A 20,572-nucleotide genomic window follows, 5' to 3' on the forward strand; every position below is an offset into this window, starting at 1 on the left:
GGGCTTGCGCTTGTGCTGTGGTGTCGGCCCAGACGAACCGTTCGGTCACTCGCGCCTCGCTGTCGCCCACCTGTTCCGTCACGCTCAGCGGTCGGCCAGCCAGCGCCGGGGTCTCGTACTGCCAGGTACGGGTGACCGCCTGGCGCAGGTCGTCGTGGCCGTCTTCGTCGGTAGCAACCTGGGACACCGCCATGAACGGGCGGCCGGCGGCATCGTTGAGAATTATCGAGGTGCCAGCGTCGACGCTGCGGGTGTGCAAGGCCGTACCGGCAAGGTCCGACCGGTAGATGAAGTTTGCCCTGTCAGTCGCGGCCAAACGGGGGTCGGCACTGCATGCCAGGCTGCCCCGGGCATCGAACTGATAAAGGTTAATGCGTTCGTCAGTCACCTCGGGTCTATCTGGCTGACGATAATAGTCGATAGTGCGTACAGCCAGGCCGCGGTTATCGACAACCGTGACGGACGGGGTATTACGAAAAGACAACATGGAAATCAACTCCTGTTAATGACTATTTCCTCTGTCGTTAGTAATTCACAAACAACAAAGCCGGTGCAGCGGGTCAAAAACAGCGAGCCACGTAAGAAATAGGAAAATCGAACAGCGGTAATCACCGCCCTAAAACTTCTCACACCCCAAGTAAAAAGTTCTGCCACATACTTATCAACATGAAGTAATAAATCCCTAAAACCCTGACAATTAAGCCAATTACGCCCCTCATCCAAACGGACGAAGAACCCGAAATCCCAACCGACCACGATGCCTCGTTGAGCCGCACGGCTCCCCTGCGCCATGCCTCGGCGTGGGGCCATCCTACGAGGAGTCATCGATGACAACCGACAAGAACCTGGTTCGCTCCGTCACCGTGGACATCGCCGCCCCCGCCGAGCTGGTCTGGTCGACCCTGATCGACCTGCCCAGCTACCCGCAGTGGAACCCCTACACGGTCAAGGTCGAGTCCACCCTGCGCCTGGGCGATCCAGTGAACCTGTTCCTGCCCAACCCGGCCGCGCCTGGTGAGCTGCTGCATGTGGTCGAATACCTGGTGGACTTCGAGCCACACCACCTGCTCGCCTGGGAGATGCGCTCGAGCGCCAGCAACCCGGACGCCGCCCGCCGTGAACAGTTAATCGAGCGCACCGGCCCGGACAGCTGCCGCTACCACACCACCGACCAATTCCTTGGCCCCACTGCCGATGCCGTCATGGCCAAGCATGGTGCTTGGGTCAAGCAGGGCTTCGATGCCGTGGCCCTGGCCGTGAAGGCCCGCGCCGAGTCGCTGCACGCCGCGGCGGCCTGATGTTCGCGTCACCGGCCCACTTCGTCCGAGCAGACGAAGAGGCGCCGGTGGTGCATTGCCTACCTTGGCGTCAACCGGGCCCGTACCCGGAAGATCACGAGGAGGTATCCGATGTTGACTCATCTGCAATGGCTGGAGGCCGAGAGCATCCAGATCATCCGCGAAGTGGTGGCCGAGTGTGAAAACCCGGTGATGCTCTACTCCATCGGCAAGGACAGCGCGGTGATGCTGCACCTGGCGATGAAGGCCTTCGCTCCGGGCAAGCCGCCCTTCCCCCTGCTGCACGTGGACACCACTTGGAAATTCCGCGAGATGATCGCGTTCCGCGACCAGACCGCCGAGCGCCTGGGCCTGAAGCTGCTGGTCCACATCAACCCCGAAGGCGTGGAAAAAGCCATCGACCCTTTCACCCACAGCTCGGCCCTGCACACCGACGTGTGGAAGACCCAGGGCCTGAAGCAGGCACTGGACAAGTATGGCTTCGACGCCGCCTTCGGCGGTGCTCGCCGCGACGAGGAAAAATCCCGCGCCAAGGAGCGCGTGTTCTCCCTGCGCTCCGAGCAGCACCGCTGGGACCCCAAGCAGCAGCGCCCGGAGCTGTGGCGCCTGTACAACACGCGCAAGCGCAAAGGCGAAAGCCTGCGGGTGTTCCCGCTGTCGAACTGGACCGAGTTAGACATCTGGCAATACATCTACCTGGAGCAGATCCCCATCGTGCCCCTGTACTTCGCCAAGGAGCGCCCGGTGGTGGAGCGCGACGGCACCCTGATCATGGTCGACGACCAGCGCCTGCCGCTGTGTGACGGCGAAACCCCCGAGATGCGTAAGGTGCGCTTCCGTACGCTGGGCTGCTACCCGCTCACCGGCGCCATCGACAGCGACGCCGACGACCTGCCAGCGATCATCAGCGAGATGCTGGTCAGCCGCACCTCGGAACGCCAGGGCCGCCTGATCGACAGCGACTCGGCCGGCTCCATGGAGAAGAAAAAACAAGAGGGGTACTTCTGATGAACGCCATCACCCACGCCCAGCACGACGACCTCACCCCGTACCTGCAGGCACAACAGCACAAGCAACTGCTGCGCTTCATCACCTGCGGCAGCGTCGATGACGGCAAGAGCACCTTGATCGGGCGCCTGCTGTACGAGTCCAAGGTGCTGTTCGAAGACCAGCTCGGCCAGCTTGAAGCCGACTCGAAAAAGCTCGGCACCCAGGGCGAAGACCTGGACTTCGCCCTGCTGGTAGACGGCCTGGCCGCCGAGCGTGAGCAAGGCATCACCATCGATGTGGCGTACCGCTTCTTCGCCACGGAAAAACGCAAGTTCATCGTTGCCGACACCCCCGGCCACGAGCAGTACACCCGCAACATGGTCACCGGCGCCTCCACCGCCGACCTGGCCGTGATCCTGGTGGACGCCCGCCAGGGCCTGCTGACCCAGACCCGTCGCCATAGCTACCTGGTGTCGCTGCTGGGCATCCGCAAGATAGTGCTGGCGATCAACAAGCTCGACCTGATGGATTATTCCGAGGATGTCTTCCAGCGCATCGAGGCCGACTACCGCGCCTTCGCCGCGCAGATCGGCCTGGACGACATCCAGTGCATCCCGCTCTCGGCCCTGCGCGGCGACAACATGCTCACCGCCAGCCCCAACACCCCTTGGTACACAGGCCCAAGCCTGCTCGCCTACCTGGAGGACGTGCCGCTGGAACAGGCCCGCGCCAGCCAGGCCGCCTTCCGCCTGCCCGTGCAATGGGTCAACCGCCCGAACCTGGATTTTCGCGGTTTCTCGGGCAACATTGCCGCCGGCAGCATCAGTGTCGGTGAGCGCATCCGCGTGCTGCCCTCGGGCCAGCAGAGCGAGGTGACCGACATCCTCGGCGCCAGCGGCCCGCAACAGCACGCCGAGTGCGGCCAGGCCGTGACCCTGGTGCTCAAGGACGAGATCGACATCAGCCGCGGCGACCTGATCGCCCTGGCCGACGCCCCGCCTGCGGTGGCAGATCAGTTCGAAGCCACCCTGGTGTGGATGGACGAAGAGCCTATGCTGCCCGGGCGCCCCTACCTGATGAAGATCGGCTGCCGCACCGTGGGCATGAGCTGCGCGACCTTGAAGCACCGGGTGGACGTGAACAGCCTCGAGCAGCTCGCCGCCAAGACCCTCGAACTCAACGGCATCGGCGTGTGCAACCTGAACCTGGACCGCCCAATCGCCTTCGATGCCTATGCCGACAACCGCGACACCGGCGGTTTCATCGTCATCGACCGCCTGAGCAACCGCACCGTCGGTGCCGGCATGCTGCACTTCGCCCTGCGCCGGGCGCAGAACGTGCACTGGCAGGCCATCGACGTCAACCGCGAGGCCCACGCCGCACTCAAGGGCCAGGCGCCGCGCGTGCTGTGGTTCACCGGCCTCTCGGGCGCCGGCAAGTCGACCATCGCCAACCTGGTGGAGCGCAAGCTACATGCGCTGGGCAAGCACACCTACCTGCTCGACGGCGATAACGTGCGTCACGGCCTGAACCGTGACCTGGGCTTCACCGAGGCCGACCGGGTGGAGAACATCCGCCGCGTGGCCGAAGTGGCCAAGCTGATGCTCGATGCCGGCTTGATCACCCTGGTCTCGTTCATCTCGCCGTTCCGCGCCGAGCGCGACATGGCCCGTGGCCTGGCCGGGGAAGGCAACTTCCTGGAGATCTTCATCGACGCGCCGCTGGCCCTGGCCGAGCAGCGCGACCCCAAGGGGCTGTATCAAAAGGCCCGCCGGGGTGAGCTGAAGAACTTCACCGGGATCGATTCGCCGTACGAGCCACCGGTGAACCCGGAGCTGCATATCGATACCCGAACGGAGACGGCAGAGGCGGCGGCCGAGCGGATCGTCGAGGCGTTGCTGCGCCTCTGAGCAAGGCAGGATAGGCCCAATCGCCGGCAAGCCGGCTCCCACTCCAATCGTGCGCGCAGCATCTTGTGGGAGCCGGCTTGCCGGCGATTGGGCCAACGCAGGTTTCATTCTGCTCCGACAAGCTGTCCACTTCGGCTCTTGATAGTCCGAACAGACGATTTACCGCCCCTGCCTCACATCAATACTGCCTCTACCATCCTCCCATGAGGCGCAGCATGACCACCTACCACCTGGCCCCCATCACTACCGAAGCCCTCAGCGCCTTGCTTGCCCTGGTCTACCAGGGCCCGCTGGAACCCACACCCTGGGCCAGCTTCCTGGAACAGCTGCGCCAACGCCTGAACGCGAGCTTCATCACCCTGGTGCTGCGCAACCCCGAACACGAGCGCCCCGGCCTGATCGTCAACGCCTCGGTGCATGGCGCGCTGTTGCCCGGCGAGCCGTCCTACAGCGAGTACTACTACTCGATCTGCCCCTTCCTCGAATGGCCCGCCGACAAGGTGGCCACCGCCGACCAGATGCTCGGCACCGAGCCCTGGCTGGCCCATGACTTCTACCGCAACTACCTGCAACCGCTGGACCTGCGCCATGTGCTGGTGGCCAACATGGTCACCACCGCTGGCATGCACTGCGCCCTGTTCGCCAGCCGCAGCCACGCCAGCGATGACTTCGAAACCGACGAAATCGCCCTGGTCCGCCTGCTGCTGCCGCACCTGCAGCAGGCCGTGGACCTGCATTCGGCGGTCGACCAACTCGACTCCGAACGCCAGCTGTACGCCGCGACCATCGACCGGCTGATGGTCGGCACGGTGATCCTCGACGAGAACGGTCGCACCCTGCGCTGCAACAGCGCGGCAGAGCGTCTGTTCGCCAACGGCGATGGGTTGGTGTGCAAGCAGGAAAAGCTATGCGCCTTCGTCAACCATGAGAACCGCGCATTGCAGCAGGCCATCCAGGCCATCCTGAGGCACCGCCAGCGCGGGCTGGACGAGCTGGAAGTGCTCACCCTGTCCCGCCCGAGCGGGGAGATGCCGCTGAACCTGCTGCTACGCCCCATCCCCCTGAACTACCAGGCCCGCAAAGGCGCACGACGGCCAGCGGTGGCACTGTTCATCCGCGACCCGGCAGACTCGCCCCAGGCCTCGCGGCACCTGCTGCGCAGCCTATTCCAGCTGACCCCCACGGAGACGGAGGTGGCGATGCTGGTGATGGATGGACAAACCCTGGACGAGACGGCCGAAGCGCTGAACGTGTCGCGCAACACCGTGCGGGCGCACTTACGCGGGGTCTTCGCCAAGACCGGCGCGACGCGGCAGGCGCAGTTGGTGAAGACACTGCTCAACAGTGTGGCGTCGTTGGGTTGAGCCTTCTGCGAACAACGCTTCGGCGCTGTCATGCAGGAACAGGTGGATAACGCAGGGCTTGGCTTGTATGGGGGATGTCTAGGGGGCCTTGTGGGAGCGGGCTTGTCCCGCGATTGGGCCGGGCCCGATATCATCGTCGCCTGCCAAGGGCTTCGCCCTTGATCGCGGGACAAGTCGGACCGCCGCAGCGCTAGCCGCTTGTTTTCTGCGCAACAGCGCAGCCCGAGGGCTGGGTGATCTCCCACAGGTTTTCACTGCCAATCAGAGCGCTTTGTCAGACGCGTCCGAAATCCACCCACCTGGGGTGAATCCTTTCTACCTGCCGGGCACAATCAACCCCAACGGCAAATGAATGCCCCTGTTACAAGGTTCAAAAAAGGAAAGGCTATGTCCGAAATACTTCTACTTCTTTCAATGTTCGTGCTCATCCCCGCACTGAAAGGCTACGTGGCCAACGTCCGCCAATCCCCCCGCAAGCGCGTCTGGTACTACCGCAACTATCTGATCATCCTCGGCTGGACGCGCCTGCATTACTCGATGCTGCTGTTCTTCGTCTGCACGTTATTGTTGTACGCCGTCGCCGGACTGAAGATGAGCGGGCTGGCGATCGACCAACCCGTGGGCCTTACGCTGCTGCTGCTCACTGGTGTTTCCGGCTTGTGGTATCTGCGCTGCTATTTCGAACCCAGGATCAAGTGGATGCAGGAGAAGCTTCCGTGGAAGCCCGTGCTGGCGGTAGTCGCAGTGGCCGTGGCTACGCTCTCGAAAGTCTATACCGACCAGCTGATCGCCGAGCTGACCAACCTGCCCGCCCGTGACCTGCCCAACGCACAAGTATTGTTGAGCGCCGCCATGAACCCAGCCCTGTGGTTCGCGGGTCTGACGTTGCTGCTGACGTTCTCGGTGATGTTCCTGTCTGGCTTCCTGATGCTGCGCAGCATGGTGCGCGACTATTTCAGCATGAGGGAAAAACGCAAATACGATGTCAAGCCGGACATGACCGCCATCGTCGCCATGTTCATGTGCGTGTTCATCTTCGGCCCGATGATGGAAGAGCTGTTCACCCGCAAGAACTACGAAACCTGGGCGCGCCAGGCGATCGCTTTTGCCACATTCAACCTGCCGGCGTCCTATTGCGGTCTTTCGGACCTTGAAGACGTTACGGTGGCGCCGCTAGCCAACGACACGGCGGCCCTTGCCATTCCTGATGAGGTGTTAGGGTACCGTTTCGAGACCATTGCCTGTACGCCGCAGAAAAAAAGCCAGGCGGCGGTGATTGCGCAGTTGCGGGAATAATGAAGCGACCGGCCCATCACCGGCGCGTCCAGTCACAGATAATGGCATTAAGATATCACCCCTGATACGCTTTCCACCCACCGACACAAGCATTAAATTGGCAGGGAAACCACATGCGTAAGCTGTTCAGGGGGTTGAGGTCGTACCTCAGCACCTCCTCCGATGATGCTTATTGGAATGAAAAGGCAACCGAGGTCACCTACCTCAGGGCCCTGCAAACAGGCAAAGCCGCCCCGTCGCCTGCCCTTGAGCCACTGACGTTGTCCGAAAGAGCCATCACGGTGGTCAGCCCCATCACTTTCGATGGCCTGCTCGAGCAGCTCGAAATCGACGCTTCCTACCCTGCACTGACGAAAACGCAGATGGGGACCGCTGTTGGGATGGGCATCATCGGTGTCCTCCTCGCCCATGTCACCAACAGCAATAGCGAAGCGCTCGAGACATTCTTCAAGCAGTTGCATGAGCCCTACAAAGCGGGAAGTGGGCCTAGCCCCATCGACTACAGGACCGGTGCCAAGCATCGCTATATCTTCGGGCATGACTTCAACCTGTGGCAGAAGCTACCCGAGGACTACACAATCGGCGGCGCCTCGGTCGGCGGTAAAACGCTCTACAGTTTGATCCTCGAGCAGATGCAACTCGGCTTTCCCAATGCAGGTTTCATTGGCGGGCATGTCAAAGCCATCCTGCACATCCTCACCCATTACCTGAGTGATCTTCCCACCACCGATGGGCTTCCCCTGCCCTTCAGCTCGCTGTTCACCCAATGGGTGAAGGACGAAACCAAGGTTTCGGGCTATAGCGCTGAAAACCCATTGATGGACGCACTGGGTAAAGAGTACGGCACCATCAATGCCGCAGACATTGCCTCGTACGCCATCATCAAGATGCTGTTGAAAGGACATCATGGCATCGCCTTCTACAAGGTTTGCGCCAGTGATGACGAGAAGGCGCTGCACCTTGCACAGATGAGCACCATTGCCTATGGCACTGCCGTGGTCATCCAGATGATGCTGCTGGCTTCCGGCACCGCCGGGCGTACTGGAAAACTCAATTACCTGATTGCCGGCCCGTTTTTGTGGAATGCCGGCAAGGTCGTGTTGATCTGTAACCGCCAGCACCGCCAGGTCATCCAGGACTACGATCGCTCGCTCACGTTGCTTGAAAACGAATCCATTACCTTCGATGACTGGGTGAAATGCCAATGCGCCTGACCGACCATGCACTCGCCCCCGGCGATGAGTACCACTTCGAATCCTCCGACGAATATTGCGCCCCGCCGTTGGTCGAGCGAGCAGCAAAGTCCGTTTTCGCGACCATGAGCCTGGATGCAGCGGGCCAGGCCCAACTGCAGGCAATCGTCGACTTGGAAAAACTGCGCTACGCATTCGCCATGGGCGATGGCGACATTAAAACCCATGGCAAACAGATCCAGGACATCAGGAACACCCTGATCCAGGCACATGGCCGGGAGCCCTTCGATAACGGAGCGGTCGAAAAGGCCTTTTATAAAGCACTGAACCAGGCGTACGGCTATGTCGGCTGACAAGATCATCAAAGCCGTCGCAGTGGCGGCTGGCGCCATCGCCGTTTCACTGGGTGGCATATTCGCAGGCAAGTTCGCTTCCGATCATCAGGAGAAGAAGCGCAGGAAAAAGCTGGACGAGGAGCATGCAATGCTTGAGAAGAAATTGAAGGGGCGAAGTAAATAATGGCGATTCTGATTGGGTTGGTGGTCTTGGCGATTCTCTTTTTCGTGCTGTCGTTCAGCCTTTTTGAAACCCGGCGTGTCGCCAAGCATCGAAAGATGAAGCAAGCCAAGTCGAAGGTGTTCAAAAAAGGTACCTAAGGCACCAGCCGGTGCCGTTGGTGGTATTTGCCCATGTGCAGGGCGGGCGCGCAGGGATGGGCGTCTTTGTTGCGCCCATGCAGATGACTCGGGTTCAGTGCCCGCCAGCGACAGGCTGCACCGACACTGAACCTGGGCATTTACACCATCCCTGTCAGCTTCGCCAATACAGTGACCAGATAGGCAGAAAGAATACCGCACACCCATCTCAAGATGCGTTTCATCCGCGTGTCCGGCTGAACGTCAGGAAGCTGTTGGTTATAGACATTCATTTGGCCAATGTGAGTGGCATTGACCGTGGTGCTTGCACTGGGCTGTGCAGACGCTCTCCACCCGGCCTCCTCTAGCCGTTGAAGTTCCCGCTTGACCCTCAGCCGCAGCGCCCTGGCGGATTTGATCAGATAGCTGGCAAAAATAGCTACAGCCAAAAGGCCCACCAAGCCCAAATTGCCGTAGCTCAACGGGTCAGTGAGACTGACAGGCAACGCGCATTTCCAGATGAGGCCAATGTAGGGCACAGTGGCCCGATACAGCTCCAGGACGGCTTCGCTCAGCATCCAAAAAAGATGCCCTCCGATGGGAGCACCACTGAGCTCCCGCCCCTGCCAGTAAAAGAACGACAAGGCTGAAACCGCATAGAGAAGCAGCGTGCCTATTTTCAATGCATACCCAACGACGTAAAACGCTCGGTATTTAAGAATCGCCTCGTTCAACTTCATTCTCGCCCACCTTCTGGAACACCCCACCTCTCACCATGATGAGCCGGACCTAGTGGTTATTCTGTAGGAGCGGCCTTGTGCCGCGAAAGGGCCGCAAAGCGGCCCACGATGTATACCCACCACAGCCATCCAGCCTGTCTCCATACAAACACCTTCACCACAAAAACAAACGCCCCCAGCATCAGCCGGAGGCGCTTGAAAACCCAAGTGTTCGCCGCTCAACCCCAACCAGGGCAACCAAACCGACCTACGCAACCCTACGCAGATCTCTGCCCGTAGCCTGGCCAGCCCTCATCAGTGAAGAACGACGAACCAGATGGAGCCTAGAAGGCCACTCAGCCCACCTCAACACCCATTCGAGGGGAATGCCGCCTTTCGGAAGCGTCCTACACCATCAGAAGAAATGCCGCACACCACCGATCCCCCTCTTGTAAAGCAGACGGCTCATACAAACCATGGGCTTGACCGTGTCTGGTCTCAGAATGTGATCAATCAGCCTTCACCTGGCGGCGCTCGAGTGGCAGTCGCCACAGCTCAAAACGCTCCTCTCCTGCCCTGACATTGCCGGCGAAATGGTCATTCAGATGACTCGAGGTGAACACCAGATCGCCGTCTGGATGGATGGCTGGCGTGTCGGGCCAATGCACGCCCTCGTCGCTGGCCAATAGCAACATGGCGTTGGTGGCGGGGTCATACCTGACGATACCATTGCCGGTGACATCGGTGATGTAAAGGCGCCCCCTGGCGTCAGTTACCAGGCCGTCGGTGTTGCCTCCTACGGCACCGAGGTCTCGGATTGCCGCAGCGATCTGCGCCTCGCTGGCGCTGGTTTGACGCAGGATTGCAGTAGGCAGCGCATGCAGTCGCGTACCGGTGGTCACCGTCCAATACAGGGTTTCCCCGTTGGGCGACAGGGCGATACCGTTGATACCGATCCGCAGCGGCTTGCCCGGCCACACTTCGGCCCCATAGGCCATGACCGTGACGCTGGGTTCGACCTGCAAGCTCGGGTGCCGATCGAGCACGCGTCGCGCCGTGGCCATCACGAAGTCCACCACGATCAACCCTACTTTGTTGTTGGGCGCGCTGCGTGATCCGCTATCAGAGATGTAAGCGACACGACGCCCTATCCGACACTGCCGATGAAGTTGGCCAACTCGGGCGTTCTCGGCGCATCGAACAATACCTTCGGGTCGCCAACTTCATGCACCTTGCCCTGGTGCATGAACACCAGCTTATCGCCCACCTCACGAGCAAAGCGCATTTCATGGGTGACCATCACCAAGGTCATGCCCTCCTTGGCCAGTCCACGCACTACGCCAAGCACTTCGCTGACCAACTCCGGGTCGAGAGCGGAGGTGATCTCGTCGCATAACAGCACCTTGGGCGACATTGCCAGCGCCCGGGCAATCGCCACGCGCTGCTGCTGGCCACCGGACAACTGATCGGGGTAGGCATCGAACTTGGTCTCTAGCCCTACCCGCTCCAGCATCTTGCGCGCCAAATGTCGTGCCTCGGCCTTGGGAGTCTTCTTCACCAGTTGCGGCGCCAGCATCACGTTCTCGCCCACGCTCAGGTGCGGGAACAAGTTGAACTGCTGGAAGATCATCCCGACCTTCTGGCGCAATGTGCGCAGGTCGGCGCGAGCCGCATCCAGGTACTCGCCGTCGACCTCGATCACGCCGTCGTTGATCGACTCCAGCCCATTCAGTGTGCGCAGCAGCGTGCTCTTGCCCGAGCCGCTGCGGCCGATGATCGCGACCACTTCGCCTTCCTCGATGCTCAGGTCGACTCCCTTGAGCACATGGTTGTCCCCGTAGTACTTGTGCAACGCAGAAACGCTAACGAGCGGCATGCAACCTCCTCTCCAGGTGGCGGGCACCCAGCGACAATGGAAAACACAGGATGAAGTAGCCCAGCGACACCAGGCCGTAGATCAGGAAGGGTTCGAAGGTGGCGTTGGACAGCATGCCGCCGGTCTTGGTCAGCTCGGTGAAGCCGATGATCGAGGTTACCGCCGTACCCTTGACCACCTGCACCGAGAACCCCACGGTCGGCGCCACGGCCAGGCGCAAGGCCTGGGGCAGGACCACATGGCGCAGCTGCTCGCCCCGGGTGAGTGCCAGACTCGCGCTGGCCTCCCACTGCCCGCGCGGGATCGACTCCACGCAGCCACGCCAGATCTCGGCGAGAAAGGCGCTGGTGAACAGCGTCAGCGCCACCGCCGCTGCCGCCCAGGGCGACACATCGACGCCAAACATGGCGATGCCGAAGAACACGATGAACAGTTGCATCAGCAGCGGCGTGCCCTGGAATAGCTCGATATAGCCACGGGCCAACACCGACAAGAAACGGTTGTCGCTGATCCGCGCCAGCAGCATCAATACGCCCATCGCGCCGCCACAAACGAACGCCACGAGCGACAGCAGCACGGTCCATTGCAGCCCGGTCAACAGGTTGCGCACGATATCCCACAAGGTGAAATCCATCAGCGTCTCCCCACGATCACGCGCCGACCAAACAGGTTCAGCAACTGCCGCACGCCGATAGCCATGACCAGGTACAGCAAGGTGGTGAACAGGTAGGTTTCGAAGGCGCGGAAGTTACGCGACTGAATGAAGTTGGCCGCGAACGACAACTCTTCGGTGGCAATCTGCGAGCACACCGCCGAACCCAGCATGACAATGACGATCTGGCTCGACAACGCCGGCCATACCTTGGCCAGCGCCGGCCGCAGGATCACATGGCGAAACGTCTCGAAGCGCGTCATCGCCAGCGCCGAGGCGGCTTCCAGCTGCCCGCGCGGGATGGCCTGGATGCCGGCGCGGATGATCTCGGTGGAATAGGCGCCGAGGTTGATCACCATGGCCAGCACCGCAGCCTGCCATTCCGTCATGCGCACGCCGAGGGCCGGCAAGCCGAAAAAGATGAAGAACAGCTGGACGATGAAGGGAGTATTGCGGATCAGCTCCACATACGCCCCGAACAGCCAGTTGAATGGCCGCAGCCGCCAAGCCCGCACCACCGCGCCGACGATGCCCAAGGCCACGCCTGCCAGTGTGCCGACCAGGGTCAGTTCCAAGGTGAACAGTGCGCCCTTGAGCAGCAGATCACCCTGCTGCAACACAGCGGCGAAATCGAATTGATAGGCCATCGTTCAAGGTCACTCGAAATCGGCGGGCAACGGCTGTTTCAGCCACTTTTCGGCATTACGCCCGAGGCTGCCGTCTGCCTTGGCCTGGGTCAGAATCTCATTGACCTTCGCGCGCAGGGCCGGTTGTTCCTTGGCCATACCCACATACACCGGCGAGTCCTTCAGCTTGAGTTTGAGCACCGGTACCTTGGCCGGGTTCTTGCCCGAAATCGCCGCCATGACCACGCTGCCACTGGCGATCAAGTCGACTTGGCCAGACAGATAGGCCGCGATGGTCGAGTTGTTGTCTTCGAAGCGCTTGATGGTCGCGCCCTTCGGGGCCACCGCACTCAGTTCCATGTCTTCGATGGCACCGCGGGTGACGCTGATGATCTTGCCATTCAGTGCGTCCAGGGCGTCGATATTGCTGCCTTCGGGGCCGAACACGCCGAGGTAGAACGGTGCGTAGGCCTTGGAGAAATCCACCACCTTCTCGCGCTCCAGGTTCTTGCCCAGGCTCGAGATCACCAGGTCGACTTTGCCGGTGGTGAGGAACGGGATGCGGTTGGTGCTGTTGACCGGGGTCAGGGCCAGCTTCACACCGAGTTTGTCGGCCAGCAATTGCGCAGTGTCGATATCCAGACCGCGCGGCTTGAGATCGGGCCCGACCGAGCCGAAGGGCGGGAAGTCCTGGGGAACGGCGACCTTGAGCACGCCGCGCTGGCTGATGTCGCCGAGCGCATCAGCGTGGGCGGCTGGCTGCATCAGAGTACTGCCACACAGCAGTGTGGCCAGCAGGCATTTACGCAGGTTCATCATATTCAAGACCTCGGGTGGCGGTGAGCAAGTGTTGCTGAATCCTTGCAGCCGACGTGCCATGACGGGAACGAAAGCCAGAAAACAGCCTGCAGCCCTTGTGCATGGCGGTATTACTGGTCTGAACAGTTACGCGTTCCAAGGACCCTCGCTGCGCAGTGATTTCACGTTTAGATGGCAGCACTGAAGCCCTTGCACCAGCACAGGGCGAAACTTGCATGCACGGTAAAGAACGTCGTAAAACGGCAGCTTCTTTGACTGGATTGGTCTGCACCGATGCTCGACACTCCCCTTCGCGGCGCTGTTCCCGAACTCGCTTTGCAGACCATCCAGCGCCTGATTGACGAGGGCGAATACCAGCCGGGCGACGCCCTGCCCGCGCAACGCGAACTAGCGCAAAACCTGGGCGTCAGCCGCGCGTCACTGCGTGAGGCCTTGTCGTCGCTGAGTGCCATGGGCGTGGTCAGCGTACAACCGGGCAAAGGGGTATTCGTCAAAGCGCCGAAAGCTGGACAGCCCACCGCCGCCTCTGGGCTTGCCTGGCCGTTCGATGCCCAGGTTTCTGCCGCCGACACCTTCCAGTTGCGCTATGTACTCGAAGGCTTTGCTGCAGGCCAGGCTGCCAATGGCCTGACCACCGAGGCCATCGATGCACTGGCAGAGAATGTCGAAGCCCTGGGTAACGAGTTGAAGGCGCGCAACTTCGAAGCGGCAGCGCGTCTCGATTTCGAGTTTCATCGACGCATTCTCGAGGCCAGTGGAAACCTGGCGATGCTACAGATCGTCATGGCCAGCGAGGCCATATACATAGAAAGCCAGAAGTTGCCGTTCATTCGCCCGGAACGGGCCATGGAAACGTGGAAAGAGCACAAGAAAATCCTTAACGCGCTGGCCAGGCATTCGGCCCCAGCGGCACAGAAAGCGATGCAGGCACATATCCGCAGTGCCGCCTTGCGTACCGGGATCGTGTTTTCAATCTGAGCACCTGCCCTCCCTGTATTGGTTCAAAAACATCAGCCCCCCGTACCACGCTCCGTTTTGGCGCGGGCCTGCCTTGCCGGTTGCAGCCCTACAGAGACTCGCCGTCAGCCCACCCAAGCAAAAACCGTCGCCTTGTTGAATGAATAAAGCGCGTCGATGATTGTTTTTGACAATTATCAGCTTATTTAGGATTTATCTGAATTCCGGCACTTCCATTGCAGTGCTTTTCTCCATCCACGCAACGCATCGCCCATTCGACGCGCGGCCGGAAGTTGTCAACGCACACTGAGGTGCCGATAAAACCAGAATCCGATCATCGCTCGCAGGATCTCGCATCGTGAAATAGTTAAGTAGTAGGAAAATGCCGTCGGTTTGTGCGGCAAGGAGTGCGGTATGTCCCGAGCTTTTTTCAATGAAATGTATGACACCAACGGAGCCTGCCGTTCCCACTACCAGCCATTTGCACGCTGGCTGGCGGATACCCCGACTGAGCTGCTGGCGCAACGCCGGCGCGAAGCGGACCTCTTGTTTCACCGCGCCGGTATCACCTTCACCCTGTACGGCGACGAACAGGGCACCGAGCGCCTGATTCCCTTCGACATCATCCCTCGCACCATCAAGGCCAGTGAATGGCAAAAGATCGAGCGCGGCTGCATCCAGCGGGTGCAAGCGCTGAACCTGTTCCTGGCCGACGTCTACCACGACCAGCGCATTCTCAAGCAAGGCATCATCCCTGCCGAGCAAGTACTGGCCAACGAGGGCTACCAGATCGCCATGCAAGGCCTGGACTTGCACCGCGACCTCTACGCGCACATCGCCGGGGTCGACCTGGTGCGTGACAGCGATGGCAGCTACTACGTGCTCGAAGACAACCTGCGCACACCCAGCGGCGTGAGTTACATGCTCGAAGACCGCAAGATGATGATGCGCCTGTTCCCGGAGCTGTTCGCCAGCCAGCGGGTGGCACCCATCGACCACTACCCCAACCTGCTGCTCGACACCCTCAAGAGCGCCAGCCCGCTGGATAACCCCACCGCGGTCGTGCTAACCCCAGGCCGCTTCAACAGCGCCTACTTCGAACATGCGTTCCTGGCCCGTGAAATGGGGGTGGAGCTGGTGGAAGGCGCTGACCTGTTCGTGCGCGACGACCATGTGTTCATGCGCACCACTGCAGGCCCCAGGCAGGTCGACGTGATCTACCGGCGACTCGACGATGCCTACCTCGACCCGCTGTCGTTCCAGCCCGATTCGATGTTGGGGGTGCCCGGCCTGATCGCCGCCTACCGCTCGGGCAATGTGGTGCTAGCCAACGCCGTCGGCACCGGCCTTGCCGACGACAAGTCGATCTACCCCTATGTCGACAAGATGATCCGCTTCTACCTCGACGAGGAACCGATCCTCAACAACGTGCCCACCTGGCAGTGCCGAAACCCCAAGGAGCTGTCCCATGTGCTGGCCCACCTGCCGGAACTGGTGGTCAAGGAAACCCAGGGCTCCGGCGGCTACGGCATGCTGGTCGGGCCCGCGGCCACGGCGGCGGAAATCGAAGACTTTCGCGCCCGGCTCAAGGCCCGCCCCGAGGCGTACATCGCTCAGCCCACCCTGAGCCTGTCGACCTGCCCGACCTTTGTCGAGAACGGCATCGCCCCGCGTCATATCGACCTGCGGCCGTTCGTGCTATCGGGCAGCGAAACCCGCCTCGTGCCCGGCGGCCTGACCCGCGTGGCACTGCGCGAGGGCTCGCTGGTGGTGAACTCGTCTCAGGGCGGCGGCACCAAGGACACCTGGGTAGTGGAGGACTGACACATGCTTTCAAGAACCGCTTCGGACCTCTACTGGATGTCCCGATACCTGGAGCGCGCGGAGAACCTGGCGCGCATGCTCGAAGTCAGCTATTCGCTGTCGCTGATGCCCCAGGCCGGGCGCAGCGACGGCCGTGCCGAGCTGGCCATGTCGCTGCTGGCGGCCGGTACCCTGGATGACTACAACCAGCGCCACAATGAGCTCGACACCGCGCGCATGCTGCATTTTTTCGCCTTCGACGAGACCAACCCCGGCAGCATCTTCTGCTGCCTGCAGGCCGCGCGCACCAATGCCCACGCGGTACGCGGGCGGATTACCGCCGACATGTGGGAGAACATCAACGCCACCTGGCTGGAAATGCGCAACATCGCCAGCAATGGCCTGGCGCGCTATGGCATGAGCCAGTTCTGCGACTGGGTCAAGGAACGCTCGCACCTGTTCCGGGGTGCCACGGCAGGCACCATCATGCGCAACGACGCCTACTGCTTCATTCGCCTGGGCACGTTCCTCGAGCGGGCTGACAACACCTTGCGCCTGCTGGATGTGCGTTACGAGATGTTCGGCGAGGCGTCGGACGAGGTCAGCGACCACTCAGCCCGCGGCTACTACCAATGGAGCGCCCTGCTGCGTGCATTGTCGTCGTTCGAGGCGTTCAACGAGATCTACCGCAACGCGCCCAGCGCGCGCCAGGTGTCCGAGCTGCTGCTGTTGCGCGCCGATGTGCCACGCTCGCTACATGCTTGCATCGAGGAACTGGACCATATCCTGGCCGGCTTGCCCAGTAACAGTGGACGCGCCTCGCAGCGCATGGCCGCCGAGCTCAATGCTCGGTTGCGCTACACCGGCATCGACGAAATCCTTGAGGCCGGCCTGCACCCGTGGCTGACCGATTTCATCGAGCGTATTCGCCAGCTCAGCCAGACCGTTCACCACTCCTACCTGGAGGTCGTATGAAGCTCTCCATCCATCACGACACCTGCTACACCTACGCCAACCAGGTATGCGCCAGCATCCAGTTCCTGCGCTTGACGCCCCAGAGCAACGCCCGACAGCAGATCCGTGCGTGGCAGGTGCGGATGCCCAGGCAGGTGCGCAGCCAAATCGACCCCTACGGTAACGTACTGCACGTGTTGACCCTGGAAGAGCCACACAGCGCCCTGGCGCTGAGTGCCAGCGGCCAGGTCGAGATCGACCCGACGCAGGAGGTCGAGCACGACAGCCAATCGCCCCTACCCTTCTTGCGCACGAGCCGCCTAACACAGGCCGACGAAGCCCTCGTCGACTTTGCCAAGCATCACTGCGGCAGCCGTCGCGATCGCGCCGCGTTGATCGCACTGATGGACCAGTTGGCCGAGCGCATGCCGTACAGCCCGGGGGCAACCTCGGTCGACAGTACGGCGGCTGAAGCCTTCGCTGCGGGCGTGGGCGTATGCCAGGATCATACTCATGCGTTTCTCGCCTGCGCCCGAAGCCTGGGTATCCCGGCACGCTACGTGTCGGGATACCTGTGCACCGAGGATGCCAGCCACTTGGCCAGCCACGCCTGGGCCGAGGCTTGGCTCGGGGACGGCTGGTACAGCTTCGACGTAACCAACCGCCTGGCCCGGCCTGATCGACACCTGAAACTGGCAGTGGGCCTGGACTACCTGGATGCCTGCCCGGTACGCGGCATGCGCCGGGGTGGCGGGGCCGAGTCGATGCTCGCGCAGGTCCATGTCAGGTTGCTGCAAGGGCAGCAACAGTAAGGCAGCCCACTTCAACCCGCACCGACCTCGCCGTTGCCGGTGGGGTCGCTCAACGCACACAGGGAAACCCACATGACGTACTGCGTGGCCATGCACCTAGCCGATGGGCTGGTGTTTGTATCCGATTCACGCACCAATGCCGGGATCGACCAGATCTCGACGTTTCGCAAGCTGTTCATCTTCAGCACACCCGATGAGCGGCTGATCGTCCTGCAGAGCGCAGGCAATCTGGCCACTTCGCAATCGGTGATCAATCTGCTCAGGCAACGCTGCAACGGTACGGGCGACCACCTGCTGAACGTACGCACGCTTTATGACGCCACCGTGCTGGTGGCCGAAACCGTTCGCGAGGTGGTGACCCGGGATCGCAGCAAATTGGCGAGCAAGGTCGATTTGAGCTGCTCGTTCCTGGTGGGTGGGCAGATAATGGGCGGTCCCATGGGGGTCTACAGTGTCTACCCGCAAGGCAACTTCATCCAGGCCACCGAAGACACGCCGTTCCTGCAACTGGGCGAAAGCAAGTACGGCAAGCCGATCCTCGACCGCAACCTGACCTACCGCACCTCACTGGACGAGGCGCTGCGCTGCGGGCTGATCTCGTTCGACTCGACCATCCGCAGCAACCTGTCGGTGGGGATGCCACTGGATTTACTGGTGTATCGCAAGAATTCGTTCCAGCCGACGCAGAGCTATCGCATCACCCAGGACGACCCCTACTACAGCCAGATCCGCAGCCAGTGGTGCACGGGGCTCAGAGACCTACTGGCCGAACTCCCTGCCCCGCCTAAAGCCTACATGGAATAGAGAGCACATGAGGTCGTTCCGCTCTTTGCGAGCGGGTCGGCGCGGGCTAGGCTGCTTGCGAGCATCGCGCTCGGAGTCGAGCAGCTCGTTCGGCCGGTACATTGATTTACAGCCAGTAAAGTCGGACGCGACCCCGGCCGTCCTCGCCTGTTTTCACCTTGCCTGATCGCCGCTCGGCTACTTCTCGTACAAACCCTAGCCTCGCTCACTGGGAAATACGTCGACTGTGATGCCAGTATAGATAGGCCAAGCCGACTGGAGCGATAAAGATCGCAAATGCCCAGCAAAGCATCATCGTGAATGCCTTGACCCACAACATGAAAAACGCGTTCACGAAGAAGACATTATTGCCCATGATGAAGCCAACTACGCTTTCATAGACAAAGCGAGAGTACGGATACAGCAACGTGCAAGCGACCGTCATTAGCAGAAGGCCAGGCTTGCCTGTGAGGCCGCTGGTGCTATTAGCGGCGAACCATAGTACCAAGGCCGCAAAGAGGGATCCGAAGAAGAGCTGGCGGAGGTAATAGCTCGGTGTCAAACCGCCGAATGTCATTGCAATGATGCGCCGCATAAGATCCCTCTCAGGCTGGTAACAAAGTCGCAGAGTCTACCATTCCACCGGTAGCGGCAACTACAAGCGGCCAGCAGACACAGCCCATGCCATGAGCGTCTGCACCGCCTTCATCGAGCAAGCCAAGGCGGCTTCAACATCACGCCAGCCAGGGGATCAGCTTCGCACGCGCCTCACTGCTCCAGCAGCCATGAGGGCGGCCCGCCGGAATCCAGAGCCCCGGCAGTGAGGTGCTCAAGCCGACAGCAAGTAGAGCGATACCAACAGCAAACATTTCGAAACCAGCGCTGCGGCCAGGAAACCACAACCTGGCCAACATGGTGGCGACCTGCGTGCCCTGCAACGTGAGCAAGCACCGAATGCAGCTGGAAAACTGGCGACGCTGGTTGGCCGGCCACGTCAACAGCCTCAACCAGAAGAACGCCCATAAAAAAATCCAGTCACCGCTAAGTGACTGGATTTCTTGGAGTATTTTGGTCGGGACGGAGTGATTCGAACACTCGACCCCTTGCACCCCATGCAAGTGCGCTACCGGGCTGCGCTACGCCCCGACATCATTCTCGATGTTGCTGAGAACGGTGAAGAATCTACCCTAACCTTTTGAATAATGGAAGCTTTTTTTCAAAAAAATCCACTCATCAGGCTTCAGGTCACTTCTTCAACACCACCAACACATCTTCCAATTCCGCAATCATCTGCCGAATCAGCTGCTTGTACTGGGTGGTGTCATCCTTGGCCTCATCACTGGAGAGGCGCAAGCGCGCCCCGCCGATGGTGAAGCCTTGGTCATACAGCAGCGCGCGGATCTGGCGGATCATCAGCACGTCTTGGCGCTGATAATACCGTCGGTTGCCGCGGCGTTTGACCGGGTTGAGCTGCGGGAATTCCTGTTCCCAATAACGCAGCACGTGCGGTTTTACCGCACAGAGCTCACTGACCTCACCGATGGTGAAGTAGCGCTTGCCCGGAATGGGGGGCAGCTCGTCGTTATGGCTTGGTTCCAGCATAGGCCTCAACCCGGGCTTTCAGTTTCTGCCCTGGACGAAAGGTGACGACGCGGCGAGCAGTGATCGGGATCTCTTCCCCCGTTTTGGGGTTGCGGCCCGGCCGCTGGCGTTTGTCGCGAAGGTCGAAGTTACCGAAACCGGACAACTTGACCTGCTCGTTCTCTTCAAGTGCATGCCGAATTTCTTCGAAAAACAGCTCGACCAGCTCCTTGGCCTCTCGCTTGTTGAGCCCCAGCTCCTCGTACAGCCTTTCGGCCATCTCAGCTTTCGTCAGAGCACCCAT

The 20,572-nt window shown here is 61.0% G+C and carries 23 protein-coding genes, 1 tRNA gene and 1 pseudogene; 14 read left to right on the top strand and 11 right to left on the bottom strand.

The window, feature by feature from the left end:
• Nucleotides 1–487 (bottom strand): annotated as a pseudogene (locus ACNFG0_RS14155) (RHS repeat protein); the annotation flags it as partial.
• A 340-nt stretch (nt 488–827) separates the two neighbouring features.
• Here ACNFG0_RS14155 and ACNFG0_RS14160 point away from each other — a divergent pair.
• The 9 genes from ACNFG0_RS14160 to ACNFG0_RS14200 all read left to right on the top strand — a co-directional run bounded on the left by ACNFG0_RS14160 (nt 828) and on the right by ACNFG0_RS14200 (nt 8,707).
• Complete coding sequence (locus ACNFG0_RS14160) at nt 828–1,298, top strand: SRPBCC domain-containing protein (protein ID WP_416765292.1); 471 nt, start codon at nt 828–830, stop codon at nt 1,296–1,298.
• Nucleotides 1,299–1,391: 93 nt separating this feature from the next.
• Nucleotides 1,392–2,306, top strand: coding sequence for a sulfate adenylyltransferase subunit CysD (gene cysD / locus ACNFG0_RS14165; RefSeq protein WP_416765371.1), 915 nt, complete (start codon nt 1,392–1,394; stop codon nt 2,304–2,306).
• Nucleotides 2,306–4,198 carry a sulfate adenylyltransferase subunit CysN gene (cysN, locus tag ACNFG0_RS14170; protein WP_416765293.1) on the top strand — a complete coding sequence of 631 codons (1,893 nt, stop codon included), beginning with the start codon at nt 2,306–2,308 and terminating at the stop codon, nt 4,196–4,198. The genes cysD and cysN overlap by 1 nt, the downstream gene beginning before the upstream one ends.
• Nucleotides 4,199–4,413: 215 nt before the next feature.
• Nucleotides 4,414–5,562, top strand: a complete 1,149-nt coding sequence (locus ACNFG0_RS14175) for a helix-turn-helix transcriptional regulator (protein ID WP_416765295.1) — start codon at nt 4,414–4,416, stop codon at nt 5,560–5,562.
• A gap of 387 nt (nt 5,563–5,949) precedes the next feature.
• Entirely contained in the window at nt 5,950–6,858 is a 909-nt protein-coding gene (locus ACNFG0_RS14180) for a hypothetical protein (RefSeq protein WP_196143507.1), read from the top strand.
• Nucleotides 6,859–6,971: 113 nt separating this feature from the next.
• Nucleotides 6,972–8,072 carry a hypothetical protein gene (locus ACNFG0_RS14185; RefSeq protein ID WP_196143506.1) on the top strand — a complete coding sequence of 367 codons (1,101 nt, stop codon included), beginning with the start codon at nt 6,972–6,974 and terminating at the stop codon, nt 8,070–8,072.
• Entirely contained in the window at nt 8,063–8,404 is a 342-nt protein-coding gene (locus ACNFG0_RS14190) for a hypothetical protein (protein ID WP_416765297.1), read from the top strand. The genes ACNFG0_RS14185 and ACNFG0_RS14190 overlap by 10 nt, the downstream gene beginning before the upstream one ends.
• A complete protein-coding gene (locus tag ACNFG0_RS14195; protein WP_196143504.1) occupies nt 8,394–8,570 on the top strand; it encodes a hypothetical protein in 177 nt (58 codons plus the stop codon). The genes ACNFG0_RS14190 and ACNFG0_RS14195 overlap by 11 nt, the downstream gene beginning before the upstream one ends.
• The gene (locus ACNFG0_RS14200; protein ID WP_196166215.1) at nt 8,570–8,707 is read left to right on the top strand and encodes a hypothetical protein; all 138 of its coding nucleotides are present in this window, start codon (nt 8,570–8,572) and stop codon (nt 8,705–8,707) included. Before ACNFG0_RS14195 ends, ACNFG0_RS14200 begins: the two co-directional genes overlap by 1 nt.
• A 140-nt stretch (nt 8,708–8,847) precedes the next feature.
• On the opposite strand, the gene ACNFG0_RS14205 is transcribed toward ACNFG0_RS14200, so the two are convergent.
• The 6 genes from ACNFG0_RS14205 to ACNFG0_RS14230 all read right to left on the bottom strand — a co-directional run bounded on the left by ACNFG0_RS14205 (nt 8,848) and on the right by ACNFG0_RS14230 (nt 13,378).
• Nucleotides 8,848–9,426 (bottom strand): hypothetical protein, encoded by a 579-nt coding sequence (locus tag ACNFG0_RS14205; protein ID WP_416765298.1) that lies wholly within the window; start codon nt 9,424–9,426, stop codon nt 8,848–8,850.
• A gap of 488 nt (nt 9,427–9,914) precedes the next feature.
• Nucleotides 9,915–10,610 (bottom strand): SMP-30/gluconolactonase/LRE family protein, encoded by a 696-nt coding sequence (locus ACNFG0_RS14210; RefSeq protein ID WP_416765373.1) that lies wholly within the window; start codon nt 10,608–10,610, stop codon nt 9,915–9,917.
• The gene (locus ACNFG0_RS14215) at nt 10,553–11,281 is read right to left on the bottom strand and encodes an amino acid ABC transporter ATP-binding protein (RefSeq protein ID WP_196154242.1); all 729 of its coding nucleotides are present in this window, start codon (nt 11,279–11,281) and stop codon (nt 10,553–10,555) included. Before ACNFG0_RS14215 ends, ACNFG0_RS14210 begins: the two co-directional genes overlap by 58 nt.
• On the bottom strand, nt 11,268–11,918 hold the full coding sequence (locus ACNFG0_RS14220) for an amino acid ABC transporter permease (RefSeq protein ID WP_416765375.1): 651 nt from the start codon (nt 11,916–11,918) through the stop codon (nt 11,268–11,270). Before ACNFG0_RS14220 ends, ACNFG0_RS14215 begins: the two co-directional genes overlap by 14 nt.
• The gene (locus tag ACNFG0_RS14225) at nt 11,915–12,580 is read right to left on the bottom strand and encodes an amino acid ABC transporter permease (protein WP_416765301.1); all 666 of its coding nucleotides are present in this window, start codon (nt 12,578–12,580) and stop codon (nt 11,915–11,917) included. The genes ACNFG0_RS14220 and ACNFG0_RS14225 overlap by 4 nt, the downstream gene beginning before the upstream one ends.
• Nucleotides 12,581–12,589: 9 nt before the next feature.
• Nucleotides 12,590–13,378 carry a transporter substrate-binding domain-containing protein gene (locus tag ACNFG0_RS14230; RefSeq protein WP_416765302.1) on the bottom strand — a complete coding sequence of 263 codons (789 nt, stop codon included), beginning with the start codon at nt 13,376–13,378 and terminating at the stop codon, nt 12,590–12,592.
• Nucleotides 13,379–13,651: 273 nt separating this feature from the next.
• On the opposite strand from ACNFG0_RS14230, the gene ACNFG0_RS14235 reads away from it, so the two are divergent.
• The 5 genes from ACNFG0_RS14235 (at nt 13,652) to ACNFG0_RS14255 (ending at nt 18,708) form a co-directional block, all read left to right on the top strand.
• Nucleotides 13,652–14,356 (top strand): FadR/GntR family transcriptional regulator, encoded by a 705-nt coding sequence (locus ACNFG0_RS14235; protein WP_416765304.1) that lies wholly within the window; start codon nt 13,652–13,654, stop codon nt 14,354–14,356.
• A gap of 393 nt (nt 14,357–14,749) precedes the next feature.
• On the top strand, nt 14,750–16,159 hold the full coding sequence (locus ACNFG0_RS14240; RefSeq protein ID WP_196154246.1) for a circularly permuted type 2 ATP-grasp protein: 1,410 nt from the start codon (nt 14,750–14,752) through the stop codon (nt 16,157–16,159).
• A 3-nt stretch (nt 16,160–16,162) separates the two neighbouring features.
• Nucleotides 16,163–17,113, top strand: coding sequence for an alpha-E domain-containing protein (locus ACNFG0_RS14245; RefSeq protein ID WP_416765306.1), 951 nt, complete (start codon nt 16,163–16,165; stop codon nt 17,111–17,113).
• Nucleotides 17,110–17,904: a transglutaminase family protein gene (locus ACNFG0_RS14250; protein ID WP_416765308.1), complete on the top strand. Its 795-nt coding sequence runs from the start codon at nt 17,110–17,112 to the stop codon at nt 17,902–17,904. The genes ACNFG0_RS14245 and ACNFG0_RS14250 overlap by 4 nt, the downstream gene beginning before the upstream one ends.
• Nucleotides 17,905–17,976: 72 nt before the next feature.
• A complete protein-coding gene (locus tag ACNFG0_RS14255) occupies nt 17,977–18,708 on the top strand; it encodes a proteasome-type protease (protein WP_196154249.1) in 732 nt (243 codons plus the stop codon).
• 205 nt (nt 18,709–18,913) lie between these two features.
• Here the strand turns inward: ACNFG0_RS14255 and ACNFG0_RS14260 are convergent, their stop codons facing one another.
• The 4 genes from ACNFG0_RS14260 to ihfA all read right to left on the bottom strand — a co-directional run bounded on the left by ACNFG0_RS14260 (nt 18,914) and on the right by ihfA (nt 20,572).
• Nucleotides 18,914–19,282, bottom strand: coding sequence for a hypothetical protein (locus ACNFG0_RS14260; protein ID WP_196154250.1), 369 nt, complete (start codon nt 19,280–19,282; stop codon nt 18,914–18,916).
• A gap of 474 nt (nt 19,283–19,756) precedes the next feature.
• Nucleotides 19,757–19,833: transfer RNA gene (locus tag ACNFG0_RS14265), tRNA-Pro, on the bottom strand.
• A gap of 99 nt (nt 19,834–19,932) precedes the next feature.
• Nucleotides 19,933–20,289, bottom strand: a complete 357-nt coding sequence (locus tag ACNFG0_RS14270; protein ID WP_043213594.1) for a MerR family transcriptional regulator — start codon at nt 20,287–20,289, stop codon at nt 19,933–19,935.
• Nucleotides 20,270–20,572 carry an integration host factor subunit alpha gene (gene ihfA / locus ACNFG0_RS14275; RefSeq protein WP_003250679.1) on the bottom strand — a complete coding sequence of 101 codons (303 nt, stop codon included), beginning with the start codon at nt 20,570–20,572 and terminating at the stop codon, nt 20,270–20,272. The genes ACNFG0_RS14270 and ihfA overlap by 20 nt, the downstream gene beginning before the upstream one ends.

Origin of the sequence: Pseudomonas sp. NY15372, from assembly GCF_048068215.1 — a bacterium.
GTDB lineage: Bacteria > Pseudomonadota > Gammaproteobacteria > Pseudomonadales > Pseudomonadaceae > Aquipseudomonas > Aquipseudomonas guariconensis_A.